General features: G+C 56.3%; 20 protein-coding genes. 7 read left to right on the top strand and 13 right to left on the bottom strand.

All coding sequences use genetic code 11. The features are described from left to right. Positions 1-690 precede the first annotated feature (690 nt). Positions 691-3600, top strand: a complete 2910-nt coding sequence (locus tag ACP4CD_RS06220) for a hypothetical protein (protein ID WP_426993947.1) — start codon at positions 691-693, stop codon at positions 3598-3600. Further along, complete coding sequence (locus ACP4CD_RS06215; RefSeq protein ID WP_426993946.1) at positions 3543-5300, top strand: hypothetical protein; 1758 nt, start codon at positions 3543-3545, stop codon at positions 5298-5300. The genes ACP4CD_RS06220 and ACP4CD_RS06215 overlap by 58 nt, the downstream gene beginning before the upstream one ends. 405 nt (positions 5301-5705) lie before the next feature. Here the strand turns inward: ACP4CD_RS06215 and ACP4CD_RS06210 are convergent, their stop codons facing one another. Beyond that, positions 5706-6854: a GGDEF domain-containing protein gene (locus ACP4CD_RS06210; protein ID WP_313728068.1), complete on the bottom strand. Its 1149-nt coding sequence runs from the start codon at positions 6852-6854 to the stop codon at positions 5706-5708. Then, the gene (locus ACP4CD_RS06205) at positions 6847-7995 is read right to left on the bottom strand and encodes an FIST N-terminal domain-containing protein (RefSeq protein ID WP_426993945.1); all 1149 of its coding nucleotides are present in this window, start codon (positions 7993-7995) and stop codon (positions 6847-6849) included. The genes ACP4CD_RS06210 and ACP4CD_RS06205 overlap by 8 nt, the downstream gene beginning before the upstream one ends. Before the next feature lie 432 nt (positions 7996-8427). Between ACP4CD_RS06205 and ACP4CD_RS06200 the strand changes: the two genes are divergently transcribed. Beyond that, complete coding sequence (locus ACP4CD_RS06200; protein WP_426993944.1) at positions 8428-8694, top strand: hypothetical protein; 267 nt, start codon at positions 8428-8430, stop codon at positions 8692-8694. Between the two features lie 82 nt (positions 8695-8776). Here ACP4CD_RS06200 and ACP4CD_RS06195 read toward each other — a convergent pair whose 3' ends face one another. From ACP4CD_RS06195 to ACP4CD_RS06180, 4 genes are all read right to left on the bottom strand, one after another. Continuing rightward, complete coding sequence (locus tag ACP4CD_RS06195; RefSeq protein WP_313728064.1) at positions 8777-9256, bottom strand: peroxiredoxin; 480 nt, start codon at positions 9254-9256, stop codon at positions 8777-8779. A 224-nt stretch (positions 9257-9480) separates the two neighbouring features. Beyond that, on the bottom strand, positions 9481-10158 hold the full coding sequence (gene rpiA, locus ACP4CD_RS06190) for a ribose-5-phosphate isomerase RpiA (protein ID WP_064029840.1): 678 nt from the start codon (positions 10156-10158) through the stop codon (positions 9481-9483). A gap of 68 nt (positions 10159-10226) precedes the next feature. Continuing rightward, a complete protein-coding gene (lpxD, locus tag ACP4CD_RS06185) occupies positions 10227-11255 on the bottom strand; it encodes a UDP-3-O-(3-hydroxymyristoyl)glucosamine N-acyltransferase (protein ID WP_064029837.1) in 1029 nt (342 codons plus the stop codon). Positions 11256-11263: 8 nt separating this feature from the next. Further along, entirely contained in the window at positions 11264-13492 is a 2229-nt protein-coding gene (locus ACP4CD_RS06180) for a spermidine synthase (protein ID WP_426993943.1), read from the bottom strand. Between the two features lie 237 nt (positions 13493-13729). Here ACP4CD_RS06180 and ACP4CD_RS06175 point away from each other — a divergent pair, with 237 nt between their 5' ends. After that, a complete protein-coding gene (locus tag ACP4CD_RS06175) occupies positions 13730-15199 on the top strand; it encodes a hypothetical protein (protein ID WP_426993942.1) in 1470 nt (489 codons plus the stop codon). Here the strand turns inward: ACP4CD_RS06175 and ACP4CD_RS06170 are convergent. Both ACP4CD_RS06170 and ACP4CD_RS06165 read right to left on the bottom strand, forming a co-directional pair. Beyond that, the gene (locus tag ACP4CD_RS06170) at positions 15196-15831 is read right to left on the bottom strand and encodes an NUDIX domain-containing protein (RefSeq protein WP_281023136.1); all 636 of its coding nucleotides are present in this window, start codon (positions 15829-15831) and stop codon (positions 15196-15198) included. The genes ACP4CD_RS06175 and ACP4CD_RS06170 overlap by 4 nt on opposite strands. Continuing rightward, positions 15828-16937, bottom strand: coding sequence for a PQQ-dependent sugar dehydrogenase (locus ACP4CD_RS06165; RefSeq protein ID WP_071160621.1), 1110 nt, complete (start codon positions 16935-16937; stop codon positions 15828-15830). The genes ACP4CD_RS06170 and ACP4CD_RS06165 overlap by 4 nt, the downstream gene beginning before the upstream one ends. 113 nt (positions 16938-17050) lie before the next feature. Here ACP4CD_RS06165 and htpX point away from each other — a divergent pair, with 113 nt between their 5' ends. Both htpX and ACP4CD_RS06155 read left to right on the top strand, forming a co-directional pair. Further along, complete coding sequence (htpX, locus tag ACP4CD_RS06160) at positions 17051-17926, top strand: protease HtpX (RefSeq protein ID WP_064027048.1); 876 nt, start codon at positions 17051-17053, stop codon at positions 17924-17926. A gap of 40 nt (positions 17927-17966) precedes the next feature. Continuing rightward, positions 17967-18197: a DUF2835 domain-containing protein gene (locus ACP4CD_RS06155; RefSeq protein ID WP_064027046.1), complete on the top strand. Its 231-nt coding sequence runs from the start codon at positions 17967-17969 to the stop codon at positions 18195-18197. A 154-nt stretch (positions 18198-18351) separates the two neighbouring features. On the opposite strand, the gene ACP4CD_RS06150 is transcribed toward ACP4CD_RS06155, so the two are convergent. The 4 genes from ACP4CD_RS06150 to ACP4CD_RS06135 form a co-directional block, all read right to left on the bottom strand. Then, the gene (locus tag ACP4CD_RS06150) at positions 18352-19197 is read right to left on the bottom strand and encodes a hypothetical protein (protein WP_426993941.1); all 846 of its coding nucleotides are present in this window, start codon (positions 19195-19197) and stop codon (positions 18352-18354) included. Between the two features lie 331 nt (positions 19198-19528). Then, positions 19529-20749 carry a glycolate oxidase subunit GlcF gene (gene glcF, locus ACP4CD_RS06145; RefSeq protein ID WP_426993940.1) on the bottom strand — a complete coding sequence of 407 codons (1221 nt, stop codon included), beginning with the start codon at positions 20747-20749 and terminating at the stop codon, positions 19529-19531. Between the two features lie 3 nt (positions 20750-20752). Beyond that, entirely contained in the window at positions 20753-21808 is a 1056-nt protein-coding gene (gene glcE, locus ACP4CD_RS06140; protein ID WP_426993939.1) for a glycolate oxidase subunit GlcE, read from the bottom strand. Next, positions 21808-23265, bottom strand: a complete 1458-nt coding sequence (locus tag ACP4CD_RS06135) for an FAD-linked oxidase C-terminal domain-containing protein (protein WP_426993938.1) — start codon at positions 23263-23265, stop codon at positions 21808-21810. The genes glcE and ACP4CD_RS06135 overlap by 1 nt, the downstream gene beginning before the upstream one ends. Positions 23266-23705: 440 nt before the next feature. Between ACP4CD_RS06135 and ACP4CD_RS06130 the strand changes: the two genes are divergently transcribed. Next, the gene (locus ACP4CD_RS06130) at positions 23706-24965 is read left to right on the top strand and encodes an FkbM family methyltransferase (RefSeq protein WP_426993937.1); all 1260 of its coding nucleotides are present in this window, start codon (positions 23706-23708) and stop codon (positions 24963-24965) included. Between the two features lie 494 nt (positions 24966-25459). Here ACP4CD_RS06130 and ACP4CD_RS06125 read toward each other — a convergent pair whose 3' ends face one another. Beyond that, the gene (locus ACP4CD_RS06125; RefSeq protein WP_426993936.1) at positions 25460-25642 is read right to left on the bottom strand and encodes a hypothetical protein; all 183 of its coding nucleotides are present in this window, start codon (positions 25640-25642) and stop codon (positions 25460-25462) included. Positions 25643-25772 lie beyond the last annotated feature (130 nt).

The following is a 25772-nucleotide window of genomic DNA, read 5'->3' as shown; positions in this document are numbered from 1 at the left end:
GTCATTTTTCGAAGTAGGTGTCAGCAGCGACTTGGCCGACAAAAACCGACCCCTATGTATAGTGCCGAACTATGGGTAGAAGCGATTTATTTCGACTTGCAACCCACGCCGGGCCAGACATTACTGACATTGCGCTATACATAGTTTTGACGCTTGGAGAAGCCTCATCAATTTCTCACCAACCGGAAGACAACAATCAATCCTATTGATATACGGCGACAGCCAACCAATGCGACGTGAAAGCATTAACATAGAGTCCCAATTGGCTCTCAGGAACCCAGATTAATTTGGGTGGTAGGCGGATTTCATTAAAATCTCTTGAGGCAAGTGAATTTCAGCTTTAGAACAACGGCAAAACTATGTAAAGCTTATTGACTGATAGTTGGCTCACATGTCAGAGAAACCAAGCTTTACCGCCGATAGCAATTTACAGCTATACATAGTTGGGCACTATACATAGGGGGCGCTATGGATAGCTATCCATAGCGACCCATCTGAGACATAGAACGGGTTCCAGCAAACGACCGCTGAAATCCAGTTTGCAGTCATTTAACTAGTGCGATTTGGTTACAAAATCATAAATTTCCATACTCAGTTTTCGCCGAGCGTGCCACGGCAAAGATAAGCGACACAAGCTAATCTACCGTCATGTTTTTTCCAAGATCAATTTCCATTTAATCTACCTTATTCATGTCAACCAAAGCGAGCGGGAAAAGTAAAAAGAAGCAACCGCTGGAAAATCTCCGTAATCAACTCTTAAAGTTAGAGCCTGCTGGACCAAACGGCTTTGAGGGTTTAGTTGCGACAGCATTGTCCGACTTAACCGGATTAACCTTTCGCCTCGCAAAGAGTGGATCGCAATTTGGACGAGATGCCAGCACGCCTCGCAGTCGTTTTGCAATCGCAATGGAAGCAAAGCGTTACACGGAGTCGCTCCGACTCGAAGATGTTGCCGGAAAAATTTGGCTTGCTTCCAATGAACTGGCGTCGGATGTTGATCTGTGGGTACTCTGCGCCACTTCCGAAATGGGGGACGGAGTTCTTCAGAAGCTTGAAGAGATGCTGGAAGAAAAAGGCATTACTCTGCTGATGCTCGATTGGACGGAGGCACCGTTACCTCGTTTGGCGGTACTCTTGGCAGCCACGCGATCAACGGTCATACAATGGTTCATCAATCATACGTCAAAGGAAATTGCTGAAACTATTGATGCAGAACTGAATACCCTTCAAGCGGATAACAACTTTATCCCCGCTTGTGATCAACTAATCAGAGATACAAGTGCTAGTTATTGCGGACTGGCGGCGCTCAGGAAGATCAACCAGGATTGGAGTAATCGAGTATTTTCTAATCGAATTAATTCCCGAACCGCATTTGGACAATACCTTACGGTATTGGATGATCAGAATCGGGCAATTACCCGTCCCCAGCTTAATGCGGCCCTCACCGAGGCTATTAACGAATCTTCGTGTGTTGCCATTATTGGCCCGGAGGGGGCAGGAAAATCCTGGTTAGTCGCCAATTGGTGGGCCGCTTGTGATGACAAGCCTATCCTGGTGATGGGAGGCGCCTGGATGGCGGATCGGATCGATTCAAGAGATCCTTCACTAACATTGGCTAGGTTGTTGGCTGCTCAAAGCGAAGATGGAATAATCGATTCGATCGATCGTTGGTTAAGGCGTTTGAAACGCTGGCGAGAACAGGGACCAGTTTCGAACGCAGAACAACTCAGATTCTTGGTCGTTCTTGACGGACTCAACGAAAGAAGTGGAATGTCTTGGGCAAACACCATTTTTCTTCTAAAAGCGGAAGTTGAAAAACTCGGCGGTTGCCTAGTTACAACCTGCCGTGAAGGATTTTGGGATAGGGAGATTGCGCCTCGGTTAACCGGAGGCACGGTTAAGATCGTCCGAGTGGACGGTTATACGCTGGATGAATTATCTGATTTGCTCAAGCAGCGTGGCATAGCAATTGAAACAATCCCCGGTCAAGTGCGTGACTTTATCCTTAATCCGCGTATTTGTTCGATTGCCATCGATTTTCTGGAAAACCTTTCTCTGCAGGTTGATGCATTAACCGTTGAACGGCTTCTTCTGGAATACTGGCGGCGGCGACTTGAGGAACGAGGCGACTTGACCGGCCATAGCATTCCAGATTTCGAAAAATTGCTTAGGTCCCACGCTAAGTGCTTTCGCGAAGCGCCAGGCGTTCAATTCGATCGCGATGATTGGCGTGAGCATTCAGGCGCCGCAAAACGCGCTGACGGTCGATCGGTTGAAAACGACTTAACCGATATTGAAGAAGGCGCATTTTTGCGAATCGCCCCTGACCGGGACGGATTTTACGAGTTCAAACCGGATACAGTCCCTTTTGCATTGGGATTGCTGATAGTGCAAGAATTACAAGACGAACTTCGAAAACCGAACCAAGAACCCAGGGAACTAATTGATCGCATTGTTGATGAGATTCGCGGTTTTGATTTAGTCGGAGAAGCAATACGCGCAGCCGCTGGTATTGGTTGTTTTAAAGAAAATTATCCGGCGTGGGGACGAGCAGCTCTCATTTCGGCTTGGCTTGAGTTGCAAAATATTGACGATTCAGCGTATGACGCTCTTGTTGCCTATGTTTCCGCGTGTCCAGAAGCCGTTCTGGATACCGTCGAAATCCAATTCGATGAACGTTCTTACGGTAGTCGGAGAGATTGGCTTGTAGCAGCGCTATTACAGAAGCGCAGTCAACAAAATATCCAATCAGCAATAAGTGCTCGGATTAATCGATGGCTTGGTCGTTGGTCTCGAGTGCCACAAATCTGGGGAGCACGAGACGAGCAAACACAATCTCAGCTTAGTGAGAAAGCCAAGCCTATTTTGGATAAATTGGAGAAACTGACTCAGATTGAAAATGACTTCTTAACAAAGGTATGCAATGAAGTCGATTCACCAGAAGCAGCTCAACTCGATTCGGTCGCCGCCAAGTTGATGGCTGGCATCTCTCAAGCGGGGTATGCCGAAGGGGTTTTAGCTTGGGCTTTCACTTGGGCTATCACCGGTGGTTACCGGTACGGTGAAGCTGATTTGTGCTGGAGTGTCCGGTTGAATACTACCGATTTTGAAGCGTTTGAACTCACACTCAGGCAAGCTATTGACCGACTACTTACCAAGTCGCACTCCGATGTCAGCAAAAAAGGCGTAGCGATTGTGCTACGTCTGATCGGTACTGTAAATGGTACCCTGGAAGCTGAACAATTAAACCCTCGTGAATATCGAAAGGGATGGAGGGCTAGGGCTGTCGAAAATTATTGCGCGACTGATCCATATGATCCTGATTCTGATCGACCGGAAAATTTAGAAAACGCAATTAATTTGGCAAAGACTTTAAATCCTGAGATTCTTTGGACGCAATTCTCTGTATCCCAGGAAAACCATGAGCTGGAATTGATAACTCCTGCTTTAGTTCGTTTCCAACCGGATCTGATTGTTCATATTGTTCGCGAAGTATGCAAAACAATTGAAACTCGAAGTGAACTCCCATTGCGCCAACTTAGTTGGAATCTACCAAGATTCAGCCCCTTTTTGACGAAGATACGCTTAAATCCGTTGTAACAGGCTATGAACGGATAGTAGCGCAGCCCGATCTTGTGGATGAAAACGATAAAACATTCGTTACTGGATTTATTCTACTAAGTCTATTGCCGCACTATTCTGCGAACGAACAATTAGCGCTGTTTCTGAGACTGCCCGCTGAAGTTGGCGAAATGTATGCGTTTCGCGATGTGTTCAAGGCACTTGATGAGACGGAAATTGAAATGGCTTTAATTGTTGCTCAGTCGGATCCGGGGAAATTGAGACGAACTTGTTTTTTTATATCAGCCCATCGTCCAACGTTAACAAATCGCAGTCGTGAAATTTTGGGTTTGGCTCTCACAGATAATGATCCTCTTGTCGTTACTTGCGCTTCCGATGTTGCCTTTATCGCACAGGATAAATTCCTTGATAAATTGGTGATTACAGCAGTTAAGCAGCGAGGCACCAGCAACAATACTAGAGAAACATTTCACCGAGACAGGGCTATTGCCGACGCTGTAGTGTCACTCGATCTCCGCGAAGAGATATATTTAATTGCGCCGCGTTTTTTGGGTCTAGCAGCTTCGAAGCTCAACGGCGAACTGGCCGACAGAGTTGAAGATGAAATTGAACATGCAGTTAATCGTTTGTTAAAACCTGTTCGGGCTAACGTACCTAGTTTGGGGACGTTAAATCTCGATATTGATCAAACCGCACGAGATCCTATGATTCGTGTCGAGGAACGTGTCCGAGATTTTACGGGCAGTGCAAATAACGATTTGCAAACCTTAGCAGAGTCTTTTTCTTTGGATCAGCACTCAGAGAGACTGCGACTCCGAGACCTGGAAATCAGAAGCTACATCGAGCAGCTTGAAATGGAAGGGGCTCTATGCCTTATCCAAGAACCTGACCGAATGGCTTTAACGCAACTTAGCAGACGAAATCCGAGTAAAACCATAGCCTTGGCGAATCGAATTCTCGAAGAAACAAATCCTGAAAGGTTGAATGCAATTCGAAGTTTTGCCCTAGCTCTTGCGGAATCATTGGCAGATACCAATCCGACCACTACGTCTGATTTATTCAACCATCTTTCCAGTGTCGACAGTCTAGTAAATATCAACATTGGTGACGCCAAAGTACCTCAAGAAGCAATCACTTTGTTTGCAGGGCCAGACCATGAGGTTTTATCTAAATTAAGAAAAAAAGCGCTGGTACAAGCAAAAACTGATGCCGAGCTACAAACTCTGATTTATGCAGCCGAACGAGCCGAGCATATTGACTGGCTTGAACGCTGGATAGCGAAAGAAGTAGCAACAGAAGTACCGGGCCGCATTGCAAGAGGATTGATGGCTGAAGGTCTTCGAAATTTCGGCTCCGTAACATCGCCACTTCTATCGCGTGATTGGGGTCCCGGATTTTTGGGCGAGGTTGCAAAACAAGCTCGCCATGCGCATGAACGAAATGTTTGGGCTCAAACTTGGGCGAGTAAAGTATTTCAAGCAACGAGCCCTTTAGATTTTTGGCGTTGGGGCGAACTTACTTTAGGTGTTGCCGACGTTCGGGCTTTTCATTGGTTCAACCTAAAATTAGATAGCCCGCTGGTAAAACAATTTGGCAAAGAGCTTTTCGGACGGATCCGAAGTGAGTCTGAAAAAAGAACCAAAAAAAGAGAAGAGACGCTATTTGGCCTCAAAAAACCGAACAGAATACTTATCGAATCCCAAAAGCTAACTAGTTAAATTAGCGCTATCTATTTGAAAATGAATGGCTGAAAACTGCTAATGCTAGTCATTCAAAGCATCAATTTGACTGTCTTAATTTGGCCGATTGCCGCCAATGGTCAACGACATATGTTCATATGTTAGTTGCAAATAATCTCGGTTTGAGCGCCCGTCAGTTGCATTTATTCTTGGTCGAAAATTGCGCTGATTGCAGGTTTGCGCGTTTTCGATTGCAAGCCGCTATAGCTAGGCGCGCCGAGCAACGCCGTGGATGCGGCAGGCGCTGCATGGCTTGAGCAAAACGCTACCGGAGAATGTGATCGCGAGCCATGAGGGCGCGTTAACGGCCCTGGCCCGACGAGAACCGTGAAGCAGCTGGATTGCAGCCGGCGACGGCGCGGGCCGGAATTGAATGGCGTGCGCCTAGATCGGAGCAGGTTCCCAGGACTGGCCGAAGCGCGTGACGCGATTGCGGCCGTTGGCTTTGGATGCGTATAGCGCGCTGTCGGCCGCCTCGATCAATTCGCCGCCGGATTGGGCATCCTCGGGATAGCTGGCGACACCGAAGGAGGCGGTCAGCGCTATCGGCGTGCTTTTCCAGGCCACGCGTTGCTCGGCCAGGCATTGTCTCAGGTACTCGGCGCGCTCGCGGGCCACTTCGACGGGCGTGTCGGGCATCAACAATAAAAACTCTTCGCCGCCGTAACGGCAGATGATGTCGCTAGATCTGGCGTGTTGCCGCATCAGATCGGCCAGATGTTTTAACGCGGCATCGCCGCCGGGATGGCCGTAACGGTCGTTGACCGATTTGAAAAAATCCAGATCGGCAATCACCGCGCTGACCGGATAGCCGTGCCGGGCGGCCAGCGCGATGGTCCGGTCCAGGTTTTCGGCTAAAAACAAACGATTGTAAAGCCCGGTCAGCGCATCGTGCAGGGCTTGGTCGCGCAGCCGCGTTTGCAATGCCTCGATTTCCCGCTCCGCTCCGAGCCGCTCGGTAATGTCCGCCCAAACCGCGATCAGCGCCGGACGGCCGCCAATATCCAGCGGCGCCTTCCCCGACATTTCGACGTTGATGATCCGACCATCCTTGCGTACGGCCCGAGTCGTAAAGGTCAGTTGCTGGAATTCCCCGTTCAATGCGCGGCGAATCACGTCCAAAACCTGGGGCAAGTCTTCGGCCGGGGTAATGTCGGCCGGACCGAGTTTCAGAATTTCCTCGACGCTATAGCCCAGAATTTCGGCGAACTTCGGGTTGGCGTAGTGAAAGCGTTGGTCGATCGTCATTGAAATGCCGACCAAGGATTGATCGAGCACGCAGTGAAATTTTTGTTCCGCTTCGCTCAGCGCGCGGTTGATGGCCCGGTTTTCTGCCAGCGCCGCTTCCAATTCCTGAGTGCGGCGTCGTACCAAGTCTTCCAGCATCACCGTTGCCTGGACTTGATCGAAATAGGAGTTTCCCAAATCGCCGCTGTGTTCGACACGGTCCATCAAGACTTGGACGACTTTGTTCAAGCGGGCGATTTCAGCCTGCAAAGCCGGGAGGCTGGGATTGGCGTTTGGGTCAGTCATGTTCGGATGCCGTAGCCGGAGCGCCGATCGCCACGGCCGCGAAGGTTTGGTTGATGTGGATGCCGCGAAACTGTTCGCCGTAGGTGTGAAAGCCGACCACGCGGTTGTCGGTCATCAAGCGGTTCAAGTCATCGAGCTGATCGGCGGCGGCAACTTCCAGTTTTCGCAGGATGCAATCGCAGCCGAGCGTCACCAGCGGCTGGCCAATGACTTGACGGACGCGACCGAAGGCCGCCGCCAAATTTTCCAGCAAGTTTTCGCCTTGAGCGATGCGCAACACCAAGCCTTCCTCGATCGCGCAGTAAAAGGTCAAGCTGCCGTCCGGATTGGCGCGTTGCAGGCCGCGCACGTAATAACTGCCGTCGATCTTGACGACGACCGGATATGCGGCGAACAACGCCGGCGTGAGTTGGTCTAGCGGATAGCCGATCAGTCGCGCGTACTCCTCGGCGGCCGGCAGACCGTTGATTTCGTGGACGGTGCGCCGGCCGATGTCGGCGGCGGTGACCACCATCCTGTGCTCGGACGGTAAGAAGTGTTGAGTCCGGTAAGCGTACACCGGCAGCGTGGTGCTGATTAACAGCATGACCGCGTGGTTCGGGTGGAACGCACCTCCCCAATAAACCCACGTATCCTGAAACCTCAAACCGTCGCCGGCCGAACCGCCGACCAGCGGAATGTTGCCGAGCATCCGTTGAATGTCCAGGGCGACCGGTTCTTCTTTCAAAGACAGACCGTCTATCAATAAAAAACCGAAACTGTTGGACGAACAGGCGTACGGCGCCAAATCCAATAGCGCGTTCAACCGAGATTGGGCGAAGTCCTTGGTTTGCTCGGCGGACAGACTCCGTAAGTCGCCGAGCAGGCCGCCGACGGCGCTGCACACCGATGCAGAGAAGCCGACGCCGACCAGACTGCGTTCGCAAAGCCCGGCTGGTCCGATTTCGCCGGCCGTCGTACAACCGACGACCGGCAGGTCCTTAAACGCCAACGATAATGCGGCTGCCAGCGCCGTTAGGTCGTAATCGGCCGAACAAAAAAATATCACGGCGGCCAGCCGTTCCTGAACCAGGCCGGCATGTAGCTCGTTGACCGCCGTTGTCGGGTCGACGGCACTCGAATGGGCGATACGAATAGGCATGGCTGGGCTGGGCATGGAGCGATTTCGTGTGTCTGTGATGGCTTACAAGCGAATTTTATCGTATCGCCGCCGACGAAGCTCGATACAGCTATCGAGAGGGCGACGGCTGTCGTAAAAGACCTTGAAATTTTGGGCCGTAAGTCCGTTTATAGGCTAAGGCGAATTCCAGTATAACGTTGCGCATTCCGGCCACCGTAACCGAATGGATAGTCGGAGAAGAGGTTTTTTGGAACTTGCCGTTCCAGGGATCCAGTTGCGGCACGGCGGGGGCGTGCGGACTGGCGCGTTAACGCAGGCGCCAAGTCAAGAGGTCGACCAAGGGCGCTACAACACCGTGGCCGAAGCGGCGCTCCGAATTGGTAGTCGTTAACGGTTTTTGGGTGGGGTTTTAGCCAAACTAACGCCATCGTTAACGACAAAGAGGTGACGCTGATGTGTGGAAAATTCGGTGGCAACGAAGTGGAAAGCCTGCAAAACATGATGTCGATGGCCGTACAGCTGGTCATCGCCGATACCTTCGATTTGGATGTGGACGACGTTTCTTTGGATAGCGATCTACAAAACGATCTGGGTATGGATGCCGACTTGCGGGATAAGCTGGATAGCTCGATCATGGAAATGTTTAACGAACTTCATCTGGACTTCAGCCGTATCAAAACGGTGGCTGACGTGGTAAAGCAAGTCGTCACGCTACATTGAGTTCGCTGCTAGTTCGTAAAAAAGCCGGGGAACCCCGGCTTTTTTGGGCAGAAAATGGCCGGCGATGGTTCCAAGATGTATCTCAGACGGGCAGGCTTTTGACAATATCCAGTACCGCTTGCGCGTGTCCATCCGGGCTAACGCCGTACATGGCTTCGAGCAACTTGCCGTCCTTGCCGATAATGAAGGTCGAGCGGACGATCTTCCACTTCTTGACGCCGTCTTTTTCGACTTCCTGCCAGGTACCGTAACTGTCGCACAGCGCACCGTCGGTATCGGCCAATAATTGCACGTTCAGCCCGTATTTGGCGATGAAGGCCCGGTGGCTCTCGCAGTCGTCCTTGCTGACGCCGACGATGACGGTATTAGCCGCCGCAAACTCGGCGGCAAGCGCGGTGAAGTCGTTGGCTTCTATCGTGCAGCCTGGCGTATCGTCCTTGGGGTAAAAATACAGCACCACAGTCTTTTCGCCCTGGTAATCCGACAGATAGATCATTTTATTGTCTTGATTCACGGCACGGAAAAACGGCGCTTCCTGGTTTTTTTCTAATAATTGCGACATGGGTTTTCTCCTGTTGTACGGGGCGAATTCGAACTGGCGGATTGGATTGGTCTGGCTATCGGGACCAACGCCGGCCGCGCCGGCCGGAAAGCCAATCCCGGCGACCCGCGGCTGGCGGCGATTATGGACCAAGCGCCGGACGAGCTTCTACCACAAAATTGCTGGGACTAAGTGCCGCGGCTGCTTGCCGGCCAAAGGCTAAGCCGCGCCGAGCACGCCGGCCGCTAAGCCCAAAGTTCGTCCACTTGTCCGTCGTGGCCGCAAAATACCGCACCAGTCAAGCCGTTGAATATGCCGTGTTCGACGATACCGGGAATGCCGTTCAGCCGTTCGTTCAGGGTTTTGGCGTCCAGCGTGGAATCGAACACCACATCCAACACCAGGCTGCCGTATGAGGTGACGACCAAGCCGTCGCCGTTGGCGGTTTGCCGCAAGCTACCGTGCCCGCCGATCGCCGCCACGCTGCGTTGTACCAGCTTCCAGGCGAACGGCATCACTTCGATGGGAATCGGAAAGTTCTCGCCGATGCGTTTGACGCGCTTGCTGGCGTCGATCAATACCAGAAACGAATCGCAGGCCTTGGCCAGTAACTTTTCGCGTACCAAATCGTAGCCGCGGCCTTTCAGCAGCGTCAGATCGGGCGCGACTTCGTCGGCGCCATCCACGTACAAGTCCAGGTGTTCCAGATGGTCGATCGCGATCAGCGGCAAATCGAGTTGACGGGCCTTGATCGTGCTGACCGTCGAACTGGCCACGGCGCTGAATTTCAGGCCTTCCTGGGTGCGGCGCCGCGCGAGTTCCTCGATGAACAGATTGGCGGTGGAGCCGGTGCCCAGGCCGACGATCATGCCGTTTTGCACGTGTTGAGCAGCATGTTGGGCGACGCGTTGTTTGTCGTTCATGGTTCTGCCTTTGCGATGGTCGAAAAACGGGGTGACGCGAAAACCGGCCGTCAAGTTCCGGGGCCGAATTATTCTTCCAGCTTATGGACTCGGGCTTCCAGCGCTTTGAATTTTTGCAGCAATTCCGGCAGTTTGGCCAGGGCCGCCAATTCCTTCCAGGCGACCTTGCGATCCTTGGCCGGACTGCCGAATACTTGGGCGCCCGGCTCGATGTCGCCGGAGATGCCGCTACGGGCCATCACGACGGCGCGGGCGCCGATTTTGACGTGATCGGCGACGCCGGTGCTGCCGGCCAGGATCGCGCCGTCTTCTATCGTGCAGGAACCGGAAATGCCGGATTGTCCGCAGATGATGACGTTGCGGCCGACGATGTTGTTATGGCCGAGCTGGACCAAGTTGTCGATTTTGCTGCCGGCGCCGATTCGGGTCGGCCCCAAGGCGCCCCGGTCGATACAGGTGTTGGCGCCGATTTCGACGTGGTCCTCGATTTCGACGTGACCTACATGAGGCACCTTGACGTGTTGGTTGTCGCGGAATTTATAGCCGAATCCGTCGGCGCCGATCACCGCGCCGGCGTGAATAATCACGTGATTGCCGATGACGCTGTTGTCGTAAATCACCGCGTTGGGGTGGATATGGCAGTGTTTGCCGATCGCCACGTGATTGCCGATGCGGGCGCCGGCTTCGACGGTACTGCTGTCGCCGACGCTGCTGTTTTGGCCTATCGTCGCAAACGGACCGACGTGGACGTTGTAACCCAGGGTCGCGGTGTCGGCCAGCACGGCGTGTTCGGACACCTGGCGTTTGAATACCGGCTCGGGATGCAGCAGCTTGACGGCGTTCAGAAAGCTGATTTCCGGGTCCTGGCAAACCAGCAGGGTCAAGCCGGCCGGCATTTCGGCGTCGATCAGGGCTTCGGCGATGAAGCAGGCCGAGGCCTGGGTGTCCTTTAAATGTTTCTTGTATTTGCCGTCGCTGAGGACGGTGACTTGGTGAGCTTGAGCCGACATGATGTCGGCGGCGGAATGGATGGATTGAGTGGCATCGCCGCCTTGCGCTCGAGCGTCGCAACGACTGGCCAGTTCCGTGATAAGCATGCGTTTTCCTATTTCCAAATGCCAATGATATGAGTGAAGTCGTCGGTCCAGGGTTGCAAGCCGAACGACAGCGGCAATTTCTGCCAATGCCCGAGCCGGCTTTGTTGCAGTTTTGCCAAGCGCTCGGGATGTTTCGCGATCACCACCCAGTCGGTGGCAATCACCAGAGGGACATCGGTTTCCGGCTGAAATTCCTGGAGCAGGCCGGCCAGATGCAGTTGGTTAACGTGATCGGCCAGGACTTTCTTCAGGGCCAAATGACGGTTGGTGATGTGAAATGCCAGCAAACCGTCGTCCTTCAGCTTGCTGAAGTATAGCTGTAAAGCCTCGCGGGTCAGCAAGTGGGTAGGTACCGCGTCGGAACTGAAGGCGTCCATGATCAGCAGGTCGAAGCTGGCGTCGGCTTCCTTGGCCAGCGACAAACGGGCGTCGCCGACAACCATCGCCGCCTGCTTGGCGCAACGTTCCAAGTAATGAAACCAGGTCGAGTCTTGTGCGACCGAAACCACCAGCGGGTCGATTTCGTAGAACGACCAACTTTGGCCTTCCTTGGCGTAGCAGGCCAGCGCGCCGGCGCCCAGGCCGACCGCGCCGATCCGCCAGCGCGGATTTTCGGCGTCGAATTCGGCGAATACCTGGCCGATCGGGCCGGGCCGGCTGTAGTAGGTCAGCGGCGTGGTAATTTGCGCCGGAATCAAGCGTTCGGCGCCGTGTTTGGTGGTGCCGTGGTAAAGTTCGCGGACTTTTTCCGGCTTTTGGTTTTCGTCGGGGATCACGGTATCGCGCACCGACAGCACGCCGAAAAACGTCCGTTCCTGATACAACACGTTCGATGCCATGCCGTGCAGGCCCAGCGTGAACAGCAGCAGTACCGCCGTCAGCGTGCCCAGCGCCAACGGGCTGTGGCGCAACGCGTAACTGATGCCGGCCAGCAGAATCAGCGCGCCGCCGATCAGGTCCAGATAGTCGAACAATTGTTCGGTCGAAAAATAGACGGCCAGCCCGGCAACCAGAATCAGTACCGGGAACAGCAGTTGCAAGGGCCAGCGGCCGTTCAACAAGCCGGGCCGCAATAGTAGCGCCGCGACGATCATGATCGGGTATTCGTAAACCGCATCGAACAAAAACGGCGCGACGAAGGTGTTGAACAAGCCGCCCAGCATGCCGGCGAAGGACATCACCAGATAAAATCGGGTCAGGAATTGGGGGTGGGGCCGGCTGCGCGCCAATTCGCCGTGGCAGACCATCACCGCCAGGAAGAATGCGATCAGGTGCAGAATCAAATCCAGCCAATAAGGCAGCGTGGCCGGATTGATAAACGAATAGGCGATGAACACCGTCAACACCGCCGGTTGCGCGGCCAGCATCCACGGCCGGATGCGCTCCGCCCAGCTACCGAATACCAGGATGAAGGACAGCAAATACAGGGTTAGCGGGACGATCCACAGCAACGGCACCGCGGCGATGTCGGTACTGATGAACTGAGTCAGACCCAGCAATAGGCTGGAAGGCACCAAGGCCAGGGCGGCCCAATGCAGTTGTTGCCAGCGGCTAGGCGGCGTCAGGGTTTCGTCGATGCTGGGCGCTTCCAGTTGGTCTTCGGATTGGTTGCGCCAATAGCCGGCCGCGCAGAACAGGATGCAGGCGCACAGCAGCAGATAGCCGCCGCTCCAAACCAGGCGTTGGTTGGCCAGGCCGATGTTGGGTTCGATTAAAAACGGATAGCTCAGCAAGGCCAACAAACTGCCGGCGTTGCTGGCGGCGTAAAGATAATACGGATCGCCGCTGCTGCGATGACCGCAGCGGGAAAACCAACTTTGCAGCAACGGCGCGGTCGCCGAGATCACGAAAAACGGCAGGCCGATCGCCAGAAACAAGGTCCAGACCAACCACCAGGCCGGATTGCCGGCGGTGGGCGGGCTGGGGTTGTCCGGCAGCGCCACCGGCAGCGCGAACGCGCTGAAGATCATCAAGGCGGTATGGATCTGAATCTGGCGCTGCGCGCCTTGCCGGGCCGTCAGCCAATGCGCGTAGAGGTAGCCGCAGAACAGCAGGGTTTGGTAAAACACCATGCAGGTGTTCCACACCGCAGGCGTGCCGCCGAGCAAGGGCAACAACAGTTTGCCGAACATCGGCTGCAGCACGAACATCAGCAATGCGCTGATAAATAGCGTCGCGGCGAAGGCGATAACCGGCGAAATGAGGGTGGGGCGGGTGGTTTGAGGCGCTGAGTTCATCGTTATTATTGTCGGGGTTGGCCGAACCGGGCGGGGCAATGATAAAGCATTTGCGCCGGCTTGTGGCTCGCGCTTGGACTCCGCTCGACAGGAGACGCCGAGCCTGCGCGCGGCTTTTTACCCGAATTTACATTATATTGACTGGGATTTACCGATGCCGTCGGCATACTGTTGTTTACCCGTATTTAAATTTTGGCTGTTGTATGTTGCTATCAAATGAATAGGAAATTCGCTGCGATGAAACCAAATTCACGGCGGTCGATAGGCTGGTTCGAACCCTCCGCGACCGGTTTACGAATCGCGGTTTGCCTGCTGTTGTGTGTGTTACTGGTCGCCTGCGGTTCGCGGCCGTTGCCGCCCAGCCAGATCGAGCAAGCCGAAAAACTGGAAAAAGTTTTGCTGGACGGCGGCTACCGGCCGGCGCGACGGTTCGAGATCGAAACCGGCCGCGAAGTCTGGCATCACGATGGCCGCGATTTGGACGTATCGATTACGGTACCCACCGCGCCGGGCCGTTACCCGCTGATCGTGTACCTGCCGGCCTTGGGCGAGTATGCCGGCGGCGGCCGCTTATGGCGCGAATTCTGGGCCAAAGCTGGTTACGCGGTATTTTGCATGCAGCCGGTGGCGATAGGGCAAGCCTTGCGCGAATTGAACCGGCCGCGCGGCGGACCGCGTCCCGGCACCGCCAACGATATGGGCCCGCCGGATGACGAGGACGGCGAGGCAGCGGGGATGTTCGGCGGCTGGTTTGGCGGCGGACCCGATCCGGAAGATGGTACCCAGCCCGACGACGAGGACGACAGCGATCGGCCGGAGGACAAACGCCGTCCGTCCAAGGCGGCTCGCAGCAGCGAATTACGTTATCTCGGCCACGAGTATTTCGCCGCCGAACATTTGCCCGGTCGAGTCGCCGACTTGGCCTGGGCTTACCAGCAGCTACGGACCCGGGCCGGTTTGGGGCAGCGTCTGTACGCGGCCGCCGACGTCGATAAACTGGTGTTGGCCGGATACGATTTGGGCGCGCAAACCGTCAGCGCGGTACTCGGCGAAAATTTCGGCGTCGAGTTGCCGGGTAGGCAAGAGTTACGGCCCGTGGCCGGGATACTCTTGAGTCCTTCGGTGGATTTGGCGACCGGCAATGTCCGTAGCCGTTTTCAACCAATTTCCTCGCCGTTGCTGGCAGTCACCGGCAGCGAGGATGACGACTCCTATGCCATCGGCGCGGCCGGTGCTCGGCTATCGGTGTGGGAGCACGCGCCGCCGGGCGGCAAGTACTTGTTAGTGTTGACCGAGGCTAGCCATCAATTGCTGGCCGGCGCCGGCATAGGCACCGGCCGGGGCCAGCGCGGCGGTTCGGGCGGCGGACCCGAAATGGGGATGGGTGGCGGCGGGCCGGGCGGTCGGTTGTTGCTGAATCCGGTCAATCGCGTCGGCGGCGGTGGGGGCGGCATGGGCGGAGGCGGCGGACCGCCGATGGGCGGCGGCCCCGGCTACGGCTTGCGCGGCGAAGACCTGGAAAAAATGCGGATAGAACGCGCGTACAAACAAGTTGCGGCGGTGCAAAGCGCGAGCACCGCTTTTTGGATTTGCTCGTCAAAAACGACGAATTCGCCAAAGCCTGGTTGTTGGAGAAATTCAATCCCTGGTTGGGCAAGGCCGGTGTGTTCAAAGGACGTTAGCGCCAGCCAGGGTGGGCGGGCCTAGGCTGGTTCTGGCTGCTCCCGCTCGGCCGGACTCGCCGCCCAGCGCGCCCGCAAGCGGTCGCGGTGCATATACAGCCACTGCAAGGCCAGAATTGGAATTCCGGATTCTATAGAGCCGTCTTCCAGCATATCGAAAGCTTGTTCGGTCTTGACCGCGAAGACGCGGATGTCTTCGTCCTCGTGGTCCAGGCCGTGAACGCCGCCGATGCCGCGGCTATCGACTCGGCCGCAGAACAGGGTGATCAATTCCGACGAGCCGCCCGGCGTCGTGTAGAAACGTTTGACTTCGATCAGATCCAGAATTTCGCAGCCGGCTTCTTCGAGCGCTTCGCGGTAGGCGACGTCCTCGGCGGTCTCGCCGTCCTCGATCGCGCCGGCGACGATTTCGATTTGCCAAGCATGGTTCGGCCTCAGGATGGCGCCGACCCGAAATTGCTCGATCAACACCACTTCATCCCGGTCCGGGTCGTAAAGCAAAACCGCCACGCAGTTGCCGCGCCGAAACAACTCGCGTTGCAAGGGCCGGCTCCAGCCGCCCTGATACAGCGTGTGCCTTACGCGGTATTGTTCCAGCCGAAAAAATCCCTCGTAGACGGTTTTGACGTCCAGCACTTCGAATTGATGTTTGCTCATCGGCCGTAGCTCACCCGGTAGATGACGCCCAGCTTGTCGTCGCTAATCAGCAAGCTGCCGTCGCGGCCGACGATAACGTCGTTCGGCCGGCCCAGCACTTCGCCCGACGCGGTCAGCCAACCACTAATAAAGGCTTGTTCGTTATAAGGATGACCGCCGCTGAATTTGACGACGTCGATCTGGTAGCCTTGCGGTTGAGTTCGGTTCCATGAACCGTGTTGGGCGACGAACAATTGCCGGAAATACTGGTCGGGGAACTGTTTGCCGGTGTAAAAGCGCATGCCCAGCGGCGCGATATGGGCTTTGTATTTCCAGGCCGGCGCGATAAAACTGTTGCATTTTTTGTCGCCGGCCAGTTGCGGATCCGGGATGGTGCCGGCGTGGCAGTAAGGGTAGCCGAAGTGTTCGCCGGGCCGGCTCCATTCGTTGAGTTCGTCGGGCGGCAGGTCGTCGCCCAAATAGTCGCGGCCGTTATCGTTAAAGAACAAATGATTGGTGCGGGTTTCCCAGTCGAAGCCGACCGTGTTGCGAATGCCGCGCGCCAGGATTTCGAAGTCGCTGCCGTCCGGGTTCAAGCGAACCAGCGAGCCGTAGATCGGCTTGCCGGGATCGCAGATATTGCACGGCGCGCCGACGGCGGTGTACAACTTGCCGTCCGGGCCGAAGCGCAAATACTTCCAGCCGTGGTGGCGGTCTTCCGGGAAATCGTTGTAGACCACTTCGGGTTTGGGCGGGTTGCTCAAGCGCTGTTCGATATTGTCGAAGCGGATGATGCGTTGTATCTCCGCGACGTATAACGAGCCGTTTTTAAACGCCACGCCGTTCGGCAGGTTTAATTGTTGGGCAATTTGGAATTTTTGCTCGGCCACTCCGTCGCCGTCTCGGTCTTGCACCGCGAATACATTGCCGTCGCGGCTGCCGACGAACACCGTGCCGTTGTCGCCGAGCGCCAATTGCCGGGCATTGGGTACGCCGTCGGCAAAAATGCTAATCTTGAAGCCGGCCGGCAACTTGAGCTGGCTGAGTACCGACTCGTAGCCGCGATCGGCGGCGTGGGCGGCGCCGATCGTCGCCAAAACCAGCCATAGCGCTTGGATTATTTTCATTTTTATACCCCAAAATAAACTTTTCGCAGATGGTAACACTCTATAAGCTTGAATTTAATTTTTAGGCGCCCCACATTAATCACCACTCAACAACGATAAAGGAAAGTCACACCATGACGAGAATACTGCTGTTTTTGGCCACCAACGTGGCCATCATGATCGCGATCAGTATCATTTTTAGCGTCCTCGGCCTGAAGGGCGCGTTGGATGCCCAAGGCGTCGACCTGAATCTGGAAGGCTTGCTGGCGATGTCGGCGGTGTTTGGCATGACCGGTTCCGTTATTTCGTTGTTCATGTCCAAATGGTCGGCTAAAAACGCGATGGGCGTGCATGTGATCGATCGTCCGCAAAACCAGACCGAACAATGGCTGCTGGAGGTCGTTTCCCGCCAAGCGCAAAAGGCCGGTATCGGCATGCCCGAAGTGGGTATTTTCGACGCGCCTGAACCCAACGCCTTCGCGACCGGCGCCAACCGCAACGACGCGTTGGTGGCGGTCAGCACCGGCTTGCTGAGAGCGATGAGCGCGGACGAGGTGGAAGCCGTGGTCGGCCACGAGATCAGTCACGTCGCCAACGGCGATATGGTGACGATGGCCTTGATGCAAGGCGTGGTCAACACCTTCGTGTACTTTTTCGCGACCATCATCGGCTACGTCGTCGACCGGGCCGTGTTCAAGACCGAACGCGGCTACGGTCCGGCCTATTACATCACCCAGATGATCGCGCAGATTGCGTTGTCTATCCTGGCGTCGATGCTGGTGATGTGGTTCTCGCGTTACCGCGAATTCCGGGCCGATGCCGGCGGCGCCAATTTGGCCGGACGGCAGAAGATGATAGGCGCGTTGCGAGCCTTGCAACGTTCGCACGAGCCGGCGCAGTTGCCGGGCGAACTGGCCGCGTTCGGCATTAACGGCGGCGGGGTGCAGCGCTTGTTCATGAGCCATCCGCCGCTCGAAGAGCGCATCGAAGCCTTGCAAAACATGCGTTAACCGAAGGGAGGCCGCGCCGGCTAGCCGGCGCGGCTTTTTAATGTCCAATCGCCGCTATATCCGCTTCCGTTTAAACCTGAGTTACGATCAATACTTGGCGGTTTACCAGGGCCACGCCAAAACCGTCACCACCTTGAGCGACGACGGCCGCCGGGTGGTATTTCCGGCCGGCAATGTGCAACGCTATCTAACCAAATCCGGCATTCAGGGCCATTTCGAAATGGAACTGACCGAGGCCAATAAGTTCGTTTCAATCAAAAAACTCGCTTAATTCTACTTTGTCAAAATTTAAGCAACGCCGTCATGCCCGCCGGGAAGCGGGCATCCAGTGTCATGGATGGCAAGCTTCGATCCGTCCGTGGGGGCTGGATTTCGGCAATCCCTGCCGAAATGACGAGCACTACCGAGAATCTGACAAGGTCGAATTAAGCCGAGCGGGCGTAAACCGGTGCCGGCACGTCCGTTGCCTCGAAATGTTCGCCCTGCACCAGACCGAAGCCGGTTTGACGGGCCAGTGCGGCGTTCTGTTTGTCGGCGATGTCGAGCAAAATGCCGCGACCGCCTATCGACTCGACCAAGCCGTTCAATTGGCGCAGTTTTTCCAATAGGCGGTTGTCGCGAATCCGTTCCAGTTCGCCGGCCGACAAGCACACGAAGTCGGCGGCGGCCCGGGCCAGTAAATCCAGCGCCGCCTGATCCAGGGTTGGATAATCGAATTTCAACGCCACCCGATAACCGCGCGTTTGATAGTTTTGCAAGCCTTTCAGCAGGGTTTGGTAATAGCGGGCGTATATCCGGTTCACGGTCATCACGATAGCGACATTGCGGGTTTGCAGGCCGCATTTGGCGATGACTTCCTCGAAATACGCGCCGTGGTCGGTTTTGACGCCGAGGATGTGGCGGGGATCGACATCCAGAAACAGAATCTCGTCCAAATGCGCTTCGGGCAAATAATTCAGCATGTGTACCGCGCGCGACAGCCGGTCGAAATTGACGATGCTTTGCGGCGGCGGCTCCGGATTCAGTAGCGCGTCGACCGCGGCCGGCGGCGGGCTTGAAGCCGGATTGGCGCTGATTTGCAGTTGGGCCATGTGGCCGACGCGTCGCGCGCTACGCAAGGTTTCCCGAATTGGTTTTAATCGGCTTGCCAGTCGAATCGGTCCGAACGAGGCTTCCACCCGGCCGTCCCGCAGCACAAACGGCCGAAACCCGCTGTTGTGTTCCTGTTCCAGCCGGTCGTTGAAATATTCCACCAGTTGCTGTAATGGCATGGTTGTCTCCTGACTATGGGGGCAAAATGGCGTACTCGATGGGTTTTGTTCGGTGAGAACGGTTAGCGCGACCGGCGATGCCGATCCGCATTAACGGCGTCCGAATCTCCGACGCATCGGTTGAAATGGCGTTTAGCGACACGCCACGGAACCGACAGCGGCCAAGCGTCCATCGAATAGGTGGCTTAGCGTAGCGGCGGTTTTGAATTAAATAAAACGATATGTTTTGATGAGTTCATCTGTATATTCGATAAACTTGGGCGGGCTACCGGGGCCGGTGCGGGAGGCGACCGTGCAATATCCAATATCGATGCCGAGACCGGCCGTGGCGTCAGCGGCGCTGGCCCGGCGCGCCGGGGTCCAGCAATTCGATCCAGTGGCGAACCGGAAGCGTCGCCCGCTCGCGCAAGTGCAGCCAGCAGCCGATGTTGGCGGTGACGATGACGTCCGCCGCGCCGGCTTGCAAGGTCGTTAGCTTGGCGTCGCGCAAGCGTTCGGCGATGGCCGGTTGTAGCAGACTGTAGCTGCCGGCCGAGCCGCAGCACAGATCGGCGTCGGCGACCGTCGCCAATTCGAAGCCCAGGCCGTTCAGCAAGGACTCGACGATACCGGGCAGGCCTTGGCCGTGTTGCAGCGTGCAGGGTGAATGCACCGCTACCCGGCAAGTCCGGATCGCCAAGCGGCTCAGGTCTTCTCCGCTGAGCAGCTCGGCGATGTCGCGGGTCTTGGCCGCGACCGCCGCCGCCTTCGCGGCGTAATCCGGGTCGTCGCCCAACAGGCGGCCGTAATCCTTGAGCGTGACACCGCAACCGCTGGCCGTGGAGACCACGGCTTCGGCACCGGCTTGCAATTCGCACCAACAGCGTTCCACGGTTTCAAGCATCATGGTCAGACCCTCGGCCTGGCGGTCCAGATGATAGGGTAGGGCACCGCAGCAACCGGCCGGCAACGAAACGGCGCTGATGCCGAGACTATCCAGCACCCGAGCCGTCGCGGCGTCGATGCGCGGCGCCAAGGCCGGTTGCAGGCAACCTTGCGGGATCAACACCCGCCGTTGATGGCGCGGTGCCGGCCACGTTTCGGCGGCTTGCCGGTCCGGCAGTTTCGCGCGCAGAAATCCGGGTAACCACGGCTTGAGCCGCCGCGCCGCGCCGATTAACCAAGCCGCCCGGCGCGGATAGGCCAGCGCCGCGACCAGCCAGCGTCTTAGCCAGCGCTGGCGCCGTGAACGTATGCCTGGTTTAGCCATCAGCTCGCGGCCAATGTCCAACAATTGGCCGTATTCCACACCGGAGGGACAGGCGGTTTCGCAAGACCGGCAAGTCAGGCAACGGTCAAGATGGGTCAGACCGGCGGCGTCCGCGTCGCCGGTTTCCAGCGTTTGCTTGATCAGATAAATCCGGCCGCGCGGCCCGTCCAATTCGTCGCCCAGCAGGCGGTAAGTCGGACAAACCGCGTTGCAAAATCCGCAATGCACGCAAGCGCGCAGCAGTTGTTCGGCGACGGCGCCTTGCGGCGTGTATTTCAGCGGTTCGGCGATAACGGTTTGCATGGGCTAAAACGGCATTCGGCCGGGGTTGAACAGGCTAAGGGGATCGAATGCGGCGCGCAAGCGGGATTGCAAGCCGGCCAATGCCGGTTCGGCGTTCAGCCAGGCGGTTTTGTCGGCACCGCGCCAAAGGATGGCGTGCCCGCCGACCGCTCGGGCGGCCGCATGTACCGCGTCGGCGGACGCATCGGTTTTTAGCCAGCGCAACGCGCCGCCCCATTCCAGCAATTGCCGGCCGGGCGCGGCGGACAACGGTGCCGCCGGCGTGACGCTTAGCCGCCACAGGTCGCCGGTTTCGGCGAAGAATGCCAGTGTCTGTTCACGCAACGCGTGCCAATAGTCGCGACCGTCGCCAACGATTTCGCCGCCGATTCGGGCGGCCGCCGCCGCGACGGCTGCTTCTGCGCCGCTCAAGCGCACGCGCAACAGTCCGTCGTGATGACTGAGCGCCGATAGCGGCAGGGACTGGCCTTGCAGTCGGTTCATCGCGGCCAAGGCTTGGTCCTCGGCGAGGCTTTGCGCTAACGTGAGTTCGGCTTCCGGCATCGGCAAGACTCTCAACGACGCCTCCAGTAACACCCCCAGCGTGCCCAAGGCGCCGACCATCAGCCGGGAGACGTCGAAGCCGGCCACGTTTTTGATGACCTGGCCGCCGAAGTTTAGGGTTTCGGCGCGGCCGTTGACGATGCGACAGCCCAGCATAAAGTCGCGGGCGCTGCCGGTGAACGGGCGACGCGGCCCGGAAAAACCGCAAGCCATCGTACCGCCCACCGTCGCGCGCGTGCCGAATGCCGGCGGCTCGAAGCCGAGTATTTGCCGGCGTTCGGCCAGAAGGTGATTGATTTCGGCCAACGGCGTGCCGGCGCGGGCGGTGATGACCAACTCGCTGGGTTCGTAGGCGATGATGCCGCGATGTTCGGCGAGCGATAACACGGTGTCGGCCGTATCGGCGCCGCCGTAGAAGGCTTTGCTATTCCCACCGACAATGCGTAACGGCCGCCGCTCGGCACCGGCTTGCCGGATGTGCCCGACGACGACATCGCTCATATCCGCGTTCGTCATCAAAACCGCTCCAGTTCCGGATGCGGTAAGCGGCCGCCGTGGACGTGCATCTTGCCCAGCTCCGCGCAACGGTGCAGGGTCGGCACCGCCTTGCCAGGATTCAACAAGCCGTTCGGATCGAAAGCCTGTTTCAGCGCGTGAAATTGCTCAAGCTCGGCGGCCTGAAACTGCACGCACATCTGCGGCAATTTTTCGCGGCCGACGCCGTGTTCGCCGGTGATGGTGCCGCCGACCCGCACGCACAATTCCAGAATGTCACCGCCCAGCGCCTCGGCTTTGTCGAAGTCGCCGGGCCGGCCGGCGTCGTACAAAATCAACGGATGCAGATTGCCGTCGCCGGCGTGGAATACATTGACCACGCTCAAGCCGTAACGCTCGGCCACCGCGGCGATTTCGGCGAGTACGGCCGCTAGATGCCGGCGCGGAATGGTGCCGTCCATGCAGTAATAATCGCTGGCGATGCGGCCGACCGCCGGAAACGCGGCCTTGCGGCCGGCCCAGAAGCGCTGGCGCTGGGCGGCGTCGGCGGCCACCCGAATTTCGCTGGCGCCGGCTGCCCTTAGAAGCGCCTCGGCGCGGGCCAAATCGGCATCGACCTGCTCCGGCTGGCCGTCCAGTTCGCATAGCAAGATCGCCGCCGCCTCCACCGGATAGCCGGCGTGGACGAAGGCCTCGGTGGCGCGGATCGCGGCGTTGTCCATCAATTCCAGGCCGGCGGGAATCAGGCCGGCGCCGATAATATCGGCCACCGCCGCGCCGGCCTGTTCGATGGTCGCGAACCCGGCCAACAATACTTGCACCCGCGGCGGCGTCGGCAACAGCCGCAGCGTGGCCTCGACAACCACGCCCAACAAGCCTTCCGAGCCGATCGCCAAGGCCAGCAGATCGTAACCGGCGCCATCCAAGCCGCTGCCGCCCAGGGTCAGCAATTCGCCGGTGATCGTCGCCAATTTGATTTGCAGTACGTTATGCACGGTCAGGCCGTATTTCAGGCAATGCACGCCGCCGGCGTTTTCGGCGATATTGCCGCCGATGCTGCAAGCGATTTGCGAGGAGGGGTCCGGCGGGTAATACAAACCGTGCGGACGGGCCGCTTCGGAAATAGCCAGATTACGCACGCCGGGTTGCACGGTCGCGGTGCGGTTGATGGGATCGACGCCTAAGATGCGATTGAGTTTGGCCAGCCCCAGCACGATACCTCCGGGCACCGGCAGCGCGCCGCCCGACAGACCGGTGCCGGCGCCGCGCGCGACGACCGGAATTCGGTGGGTGTGGCACAATCGCAGCAGTGCCGGTATCTGTTCGACGCTGTCCGGCAGCACCACCAAGTCGGGCAATTGCGTGTAGGCCGCCAGGGCGTCGCACTCGTATACCCTCAGCAAGGCCGGATCGGCGATGACGTTGGCGTCGCCGACGATTTGTCGGCAAAGCCGGATAAACGACGATGCGATAGTCACGAGGCGGCCTCGGGGATAAAGCGGCTATCGTACAACAATTGCCCGATCGGCCGTTTCGTTTCTCTCGCGCTTTCGAGTGCCGGCGCAGGCGGCTCGTTGAAATTTCCGCCTTGCTCCGCGCTGTTGCCCGCCAAACTGCCAAGTGCCTGGAGCGACATCACGGCGAATAAACCGTCCCGTTGGTATGGGCTAGAATAAACCGCCAACGAAGTACTCTCTAAAAACCGCGTAAGAGGCGCGAACGATTTTCTGATTTTTCAGCGAACGGATGCGCTTTTACCAATATACTCACGGCGATATGAAAAATACCTAGGGCCAATGCGAGTCACGATTTTACGGGTCGCGGCTCTGTGACAGTAGCTGAATGCTTGTGGGCGTTTTAGTTTTTATACCTGGTTTAGAACAGAGTTTTCGACAACGCTAATAGGAATTAAATTAATATGAAAGAATCGCCTTATATTATACAAATCCATCATGTTGGGGGGCGGGATGGAGAACTCGGCGAGTTTCCTAGAAACCCGAATTTCAACGAAGACATTGTCTATCATATTTACGATCCGGATGAATCTTGCCTACCGCAGATTTCCGTAATCAGTCAAAAGCGCGGTCTGAACTTTAAGTTACATCCTTATGTGGTGGATAAGGAAGAGGGAAATATTGAATTTCAATTAAATCATTGTCCCTGCACGAGTTCGCTATTACCACCCGCCGATTATCGACCGGAGCAATATTCGCCATCGGCATTAATGGGCGATTATGTTTATAAAGAGGCATTTCGACCGGTGGCGTCGATTTCGGCACCAAGCGTGACATTGGATCAGTTGGCGAAACGGGAGCAATTTACCGTCGATTTTCTGTCAGTCGATACGCAGGGCGGAGAGGAGCGTGTATTTTTAGGTGCCGAGGAACAATTATCGAATAATACAATAGGTGTGTTATGCGAGGTTGAGTTTCATGAGTTATATAAAGACCAACCATTGTTCGGCGATATTCATGCCAGAATGCGTGCAATGGGATTTCACTTTATTCGGTTTTTCGGGCGAGAAGCGCAGGTTAACTTTTTCCGAGCAGGTATCGGTTTTCGAGGCGAAGGCATGCAGATGGCTGCGGACGCTTTGTTTCTCAAGGACCCGGAAAGCTTGGAAAAAACAGCACGGAATCCCAAGATAAGCTTGATTAAGTTGGCGTTTATTGCTTTATCGTTCGGCTATTTGGAATATGCGCTCGATTGTTTGCGGCGGGTTGTAGACAGTTCTGGAAGTTTCGGTATCGATTCTGAAAAGTCGCCAGTTTATGTTGGATTTTTAGAAAACCTATGGAAAATATATCAGTCAACGCCGTATATTCCGCAACCTTCGTTTGCCGAGCTATACAACGTTGAAGAAGCGCAACGTCGATTCCATCCGTCAAATCCGCATGCCTGGACTACATTCGACCGGGACCGCGTTATTAAAAATTATTTAGCTAAGTTGGATGTGGCGGCGTTCGAACTTTATATTTCAAATATGTTGAAACCCGATGACACGGAAATCGAAGCGTTATTTCGCGTTTATGGCATAGTGAGTGTGTTAAATACTGTCAAGGAGAAAAGAATCAAGCATGCGACCATGGTAGTTGAAAGTCTAAAACTCGGAAGCAAAGTGGATGGTGAATTTCAGCTAAGAATTAATGAAGAACTGAAAAGACTGAAGATTGTTTAGTTTCATAGGTATTTGTTTCTCGGCGCTGAAAGCGCTTTTGCAACCCTCTTTCATCAGCTAAATACAGGTAATAAAGCCCATCCTTTCAGCGCATTCCAGCTTACCGTCGCTAGTTTTTGGCATTGATATAGTTGCTCTGGCTGATGACCTATGCCTGCTGCTTGCGGATTCCGAGGGGTACAGCAAGTTCTCGCGGCATTACCAAATCGTGGTTCGCGGGGCGGCCGAATTTACGCTGGTGGTCTTGTTCAACTAAGGTGTTCGAAGCCTGGCCTTCGAATCGCCGGCATGGGCCTGCGGGGAATGGCGAGCGGCGGCGTTGCTAATCCGACGGGGTTTCGATTGCCCCGTTCGACCGGGATTTGCGCAAACCAGGCATGGGTAGGTTCTAACACTGATCAGTGTCATGGCACCGGTGGGTGGCGCATCGGTGTAGCGTACGCCGAAGTCCGCGCCACGGTAGAGGAACGTTGGTATCGCCGGCCGCTGACTCGCTAGCGATCCGATGCCAGCCAATAAAGGTAGGTTAGCTCCGCTATCAAGGTGGTGTCAGCGGGGTCTGATTGATCGGGTTGGTCGTGGAAGGCGTCGGCCAATCGGTATTCGGCGCCGGGCCGGCGGTTCGATGCGCTCGGTAAGTAAGGCGGTTTGGAGCGGGTTTCAGTTTCGCGGAACATGGGCGACCTCTGGAGTGGGTGAGCGTGCCGACATTATGCGGCGCTATCCGGTAAAGGAATGCCAAGCAAGGTAAATCCGGGTAAAGCGTAGTCAGCATTTTAGTTATTGCATAAGGGTCGGCTATCGGCC

Source organism: Methylomonas stagni, assembly GCF_050154735.1.
Classification (GTDB): domain Bacteria; phylum Pseudomonadota; class Gammaproteobacteria; order Methylococcales; family Methylomonadaceae; genus Methylomonas; species Methylomonas koyamae_A.
This window is presented reverse-complemented; position numbering and strand designations above follow the sequence as displayed.

What these genes read in the sequence shown, in the direction of transcription:
- glcF (WP_426993940.1), bottom strand. Translation starts at nt 20,749, where the DNA reads ATGCAAACCGTTATCGCCGAACCGCTGAAATACACGCCGCAAGGCGCC.
- rpiA (WP_064029840.1), bottom strand. Translation starts at nt 10,158, where the DNA reads ATGAACGACAAACAACGCGTCGCCCAACATGCTGCTCAACACGTGCAA.
- ACP4CD_RS06155 (WP_064027046.1), top strand. Translation starts at nt 17,967, where the DNA reads ATGTCCAATCGCCGCTATATCCGCTTCCGTTTAAACCTGAGTTACGAT.
- ACP4CD_RS06175 (WP_426993942.1), top strand. Translation starts at nt 13,730, where the DNA reads ATGAAACCAAATTCACGGCGGTCGATAGGCTGGTTCGAACCCTCCGCG.
- ACP4CD_RS06195 (WP_313728064.1), bottom strand. Translation starts at nt 9,256, where the DNA reads ATGTCGCAATTATTAGAAAAAAACCAGGAAGCGCCGTTTTTCCGTGCC.
- ACP4CD_RS06125 (WP_426993936.1), bottom strand. Translation starts at nt 25,642, where the DNA reads ATGTTCCGCGAAACTGAAACCCGCTCCAAACCGCCTTACTTACCGAGC.
- ACP4CD_RS06150 (WP_426993941.1), bottom strand. Translation starts at nt 19,197, where the DNA reads ATGCCATTACAGCAACTGGTGGAATATTTCAACGACCGGCTGGAACAG.
- ACP4CD_RS06200 (WP_426993944.1), top strand. Translation starts at nt 8,428, where the DNA reads ATGTGTGGAAAATTCGGTGGCAACGAAGTGGAAAGCCTGCAAAACATG.
- ACP4CD_RS06130 (WP_426993937.1), top strand. Translation starts at nt 23,706, where the DNA reads ATGAAAGAATCGCCTTATATTATACAAATCCATCATGTTGGGGGGCGG.
- ACP4CD_RS06220 (WP_426993947.1), top strand. Translation starts at nt 691, where the DNA reads ATGTCAACCAAAGCGAGCGGGAAAAGTAAAAAGAAGCAACCGCTGGAA.
- ACP4CD_RS06165 (WP_071160621.1), bottom strand. Translation starts at nt 16,937, where the DNA reads ATGAAAATAATCCAAGCGCTATGGCTGGTTTTGGCGACGATCGGCGCC.
- lpxD (WP_064029837.1), bottom strand. Translation starts at nt 11,255, where the DNA reads ATGCTTATCACGGAACTGGCCAGTCGTTGCGACGCTCGAGCGCAAGGC.
- htpX (WP_064027048.1), top strand. Translation starts at nt 17,051, where the DNA reads ATGACGAGAATACTGCTGTTTTTGGCCACCAACGTGGCCATCATGATC.
- ACP4CD_RS06180 (WP_426993943.1), bottom strand. Translation starts at nt 13,492, where the DNA reads ATGAACTCAGCGCCTCAAACCACCCGCCCCACCCTCATTTCGCCGGTT.
- ACP4CD_RS06205 (WP_426993945.1), bottom strand. Translation starts at nt 7,995, where the DNA reads ATGCCTATTCGTATCGCCCATTCGAGTGCCGTCGACCCGACAACGGCG.
- glcE (WP_426993939.1), bottom strand. Translation starts at nt 21,808, where the DNA reads ATGACGAACGCGGATATGAGCGATGTCGTCGTCGGGCACATCCGGCAA.
- ACP4CD_RS06210 (WP_313728068.1), bottom strand. Translation starts at nt 6,854, where the DNA reads ATGACTGACCCAAACGCCAATCCCAGCCTCCCGGCTTTGCAGGCTGAA.
- ACP4CD_RS06170 (WP_281023136.1), bottom strand. Translation starts at nt 15,831, where the DNA reads ATGAGCAAACATCAATTCGAAGTGCTGGACGTCAAAACCGTCTACGAG.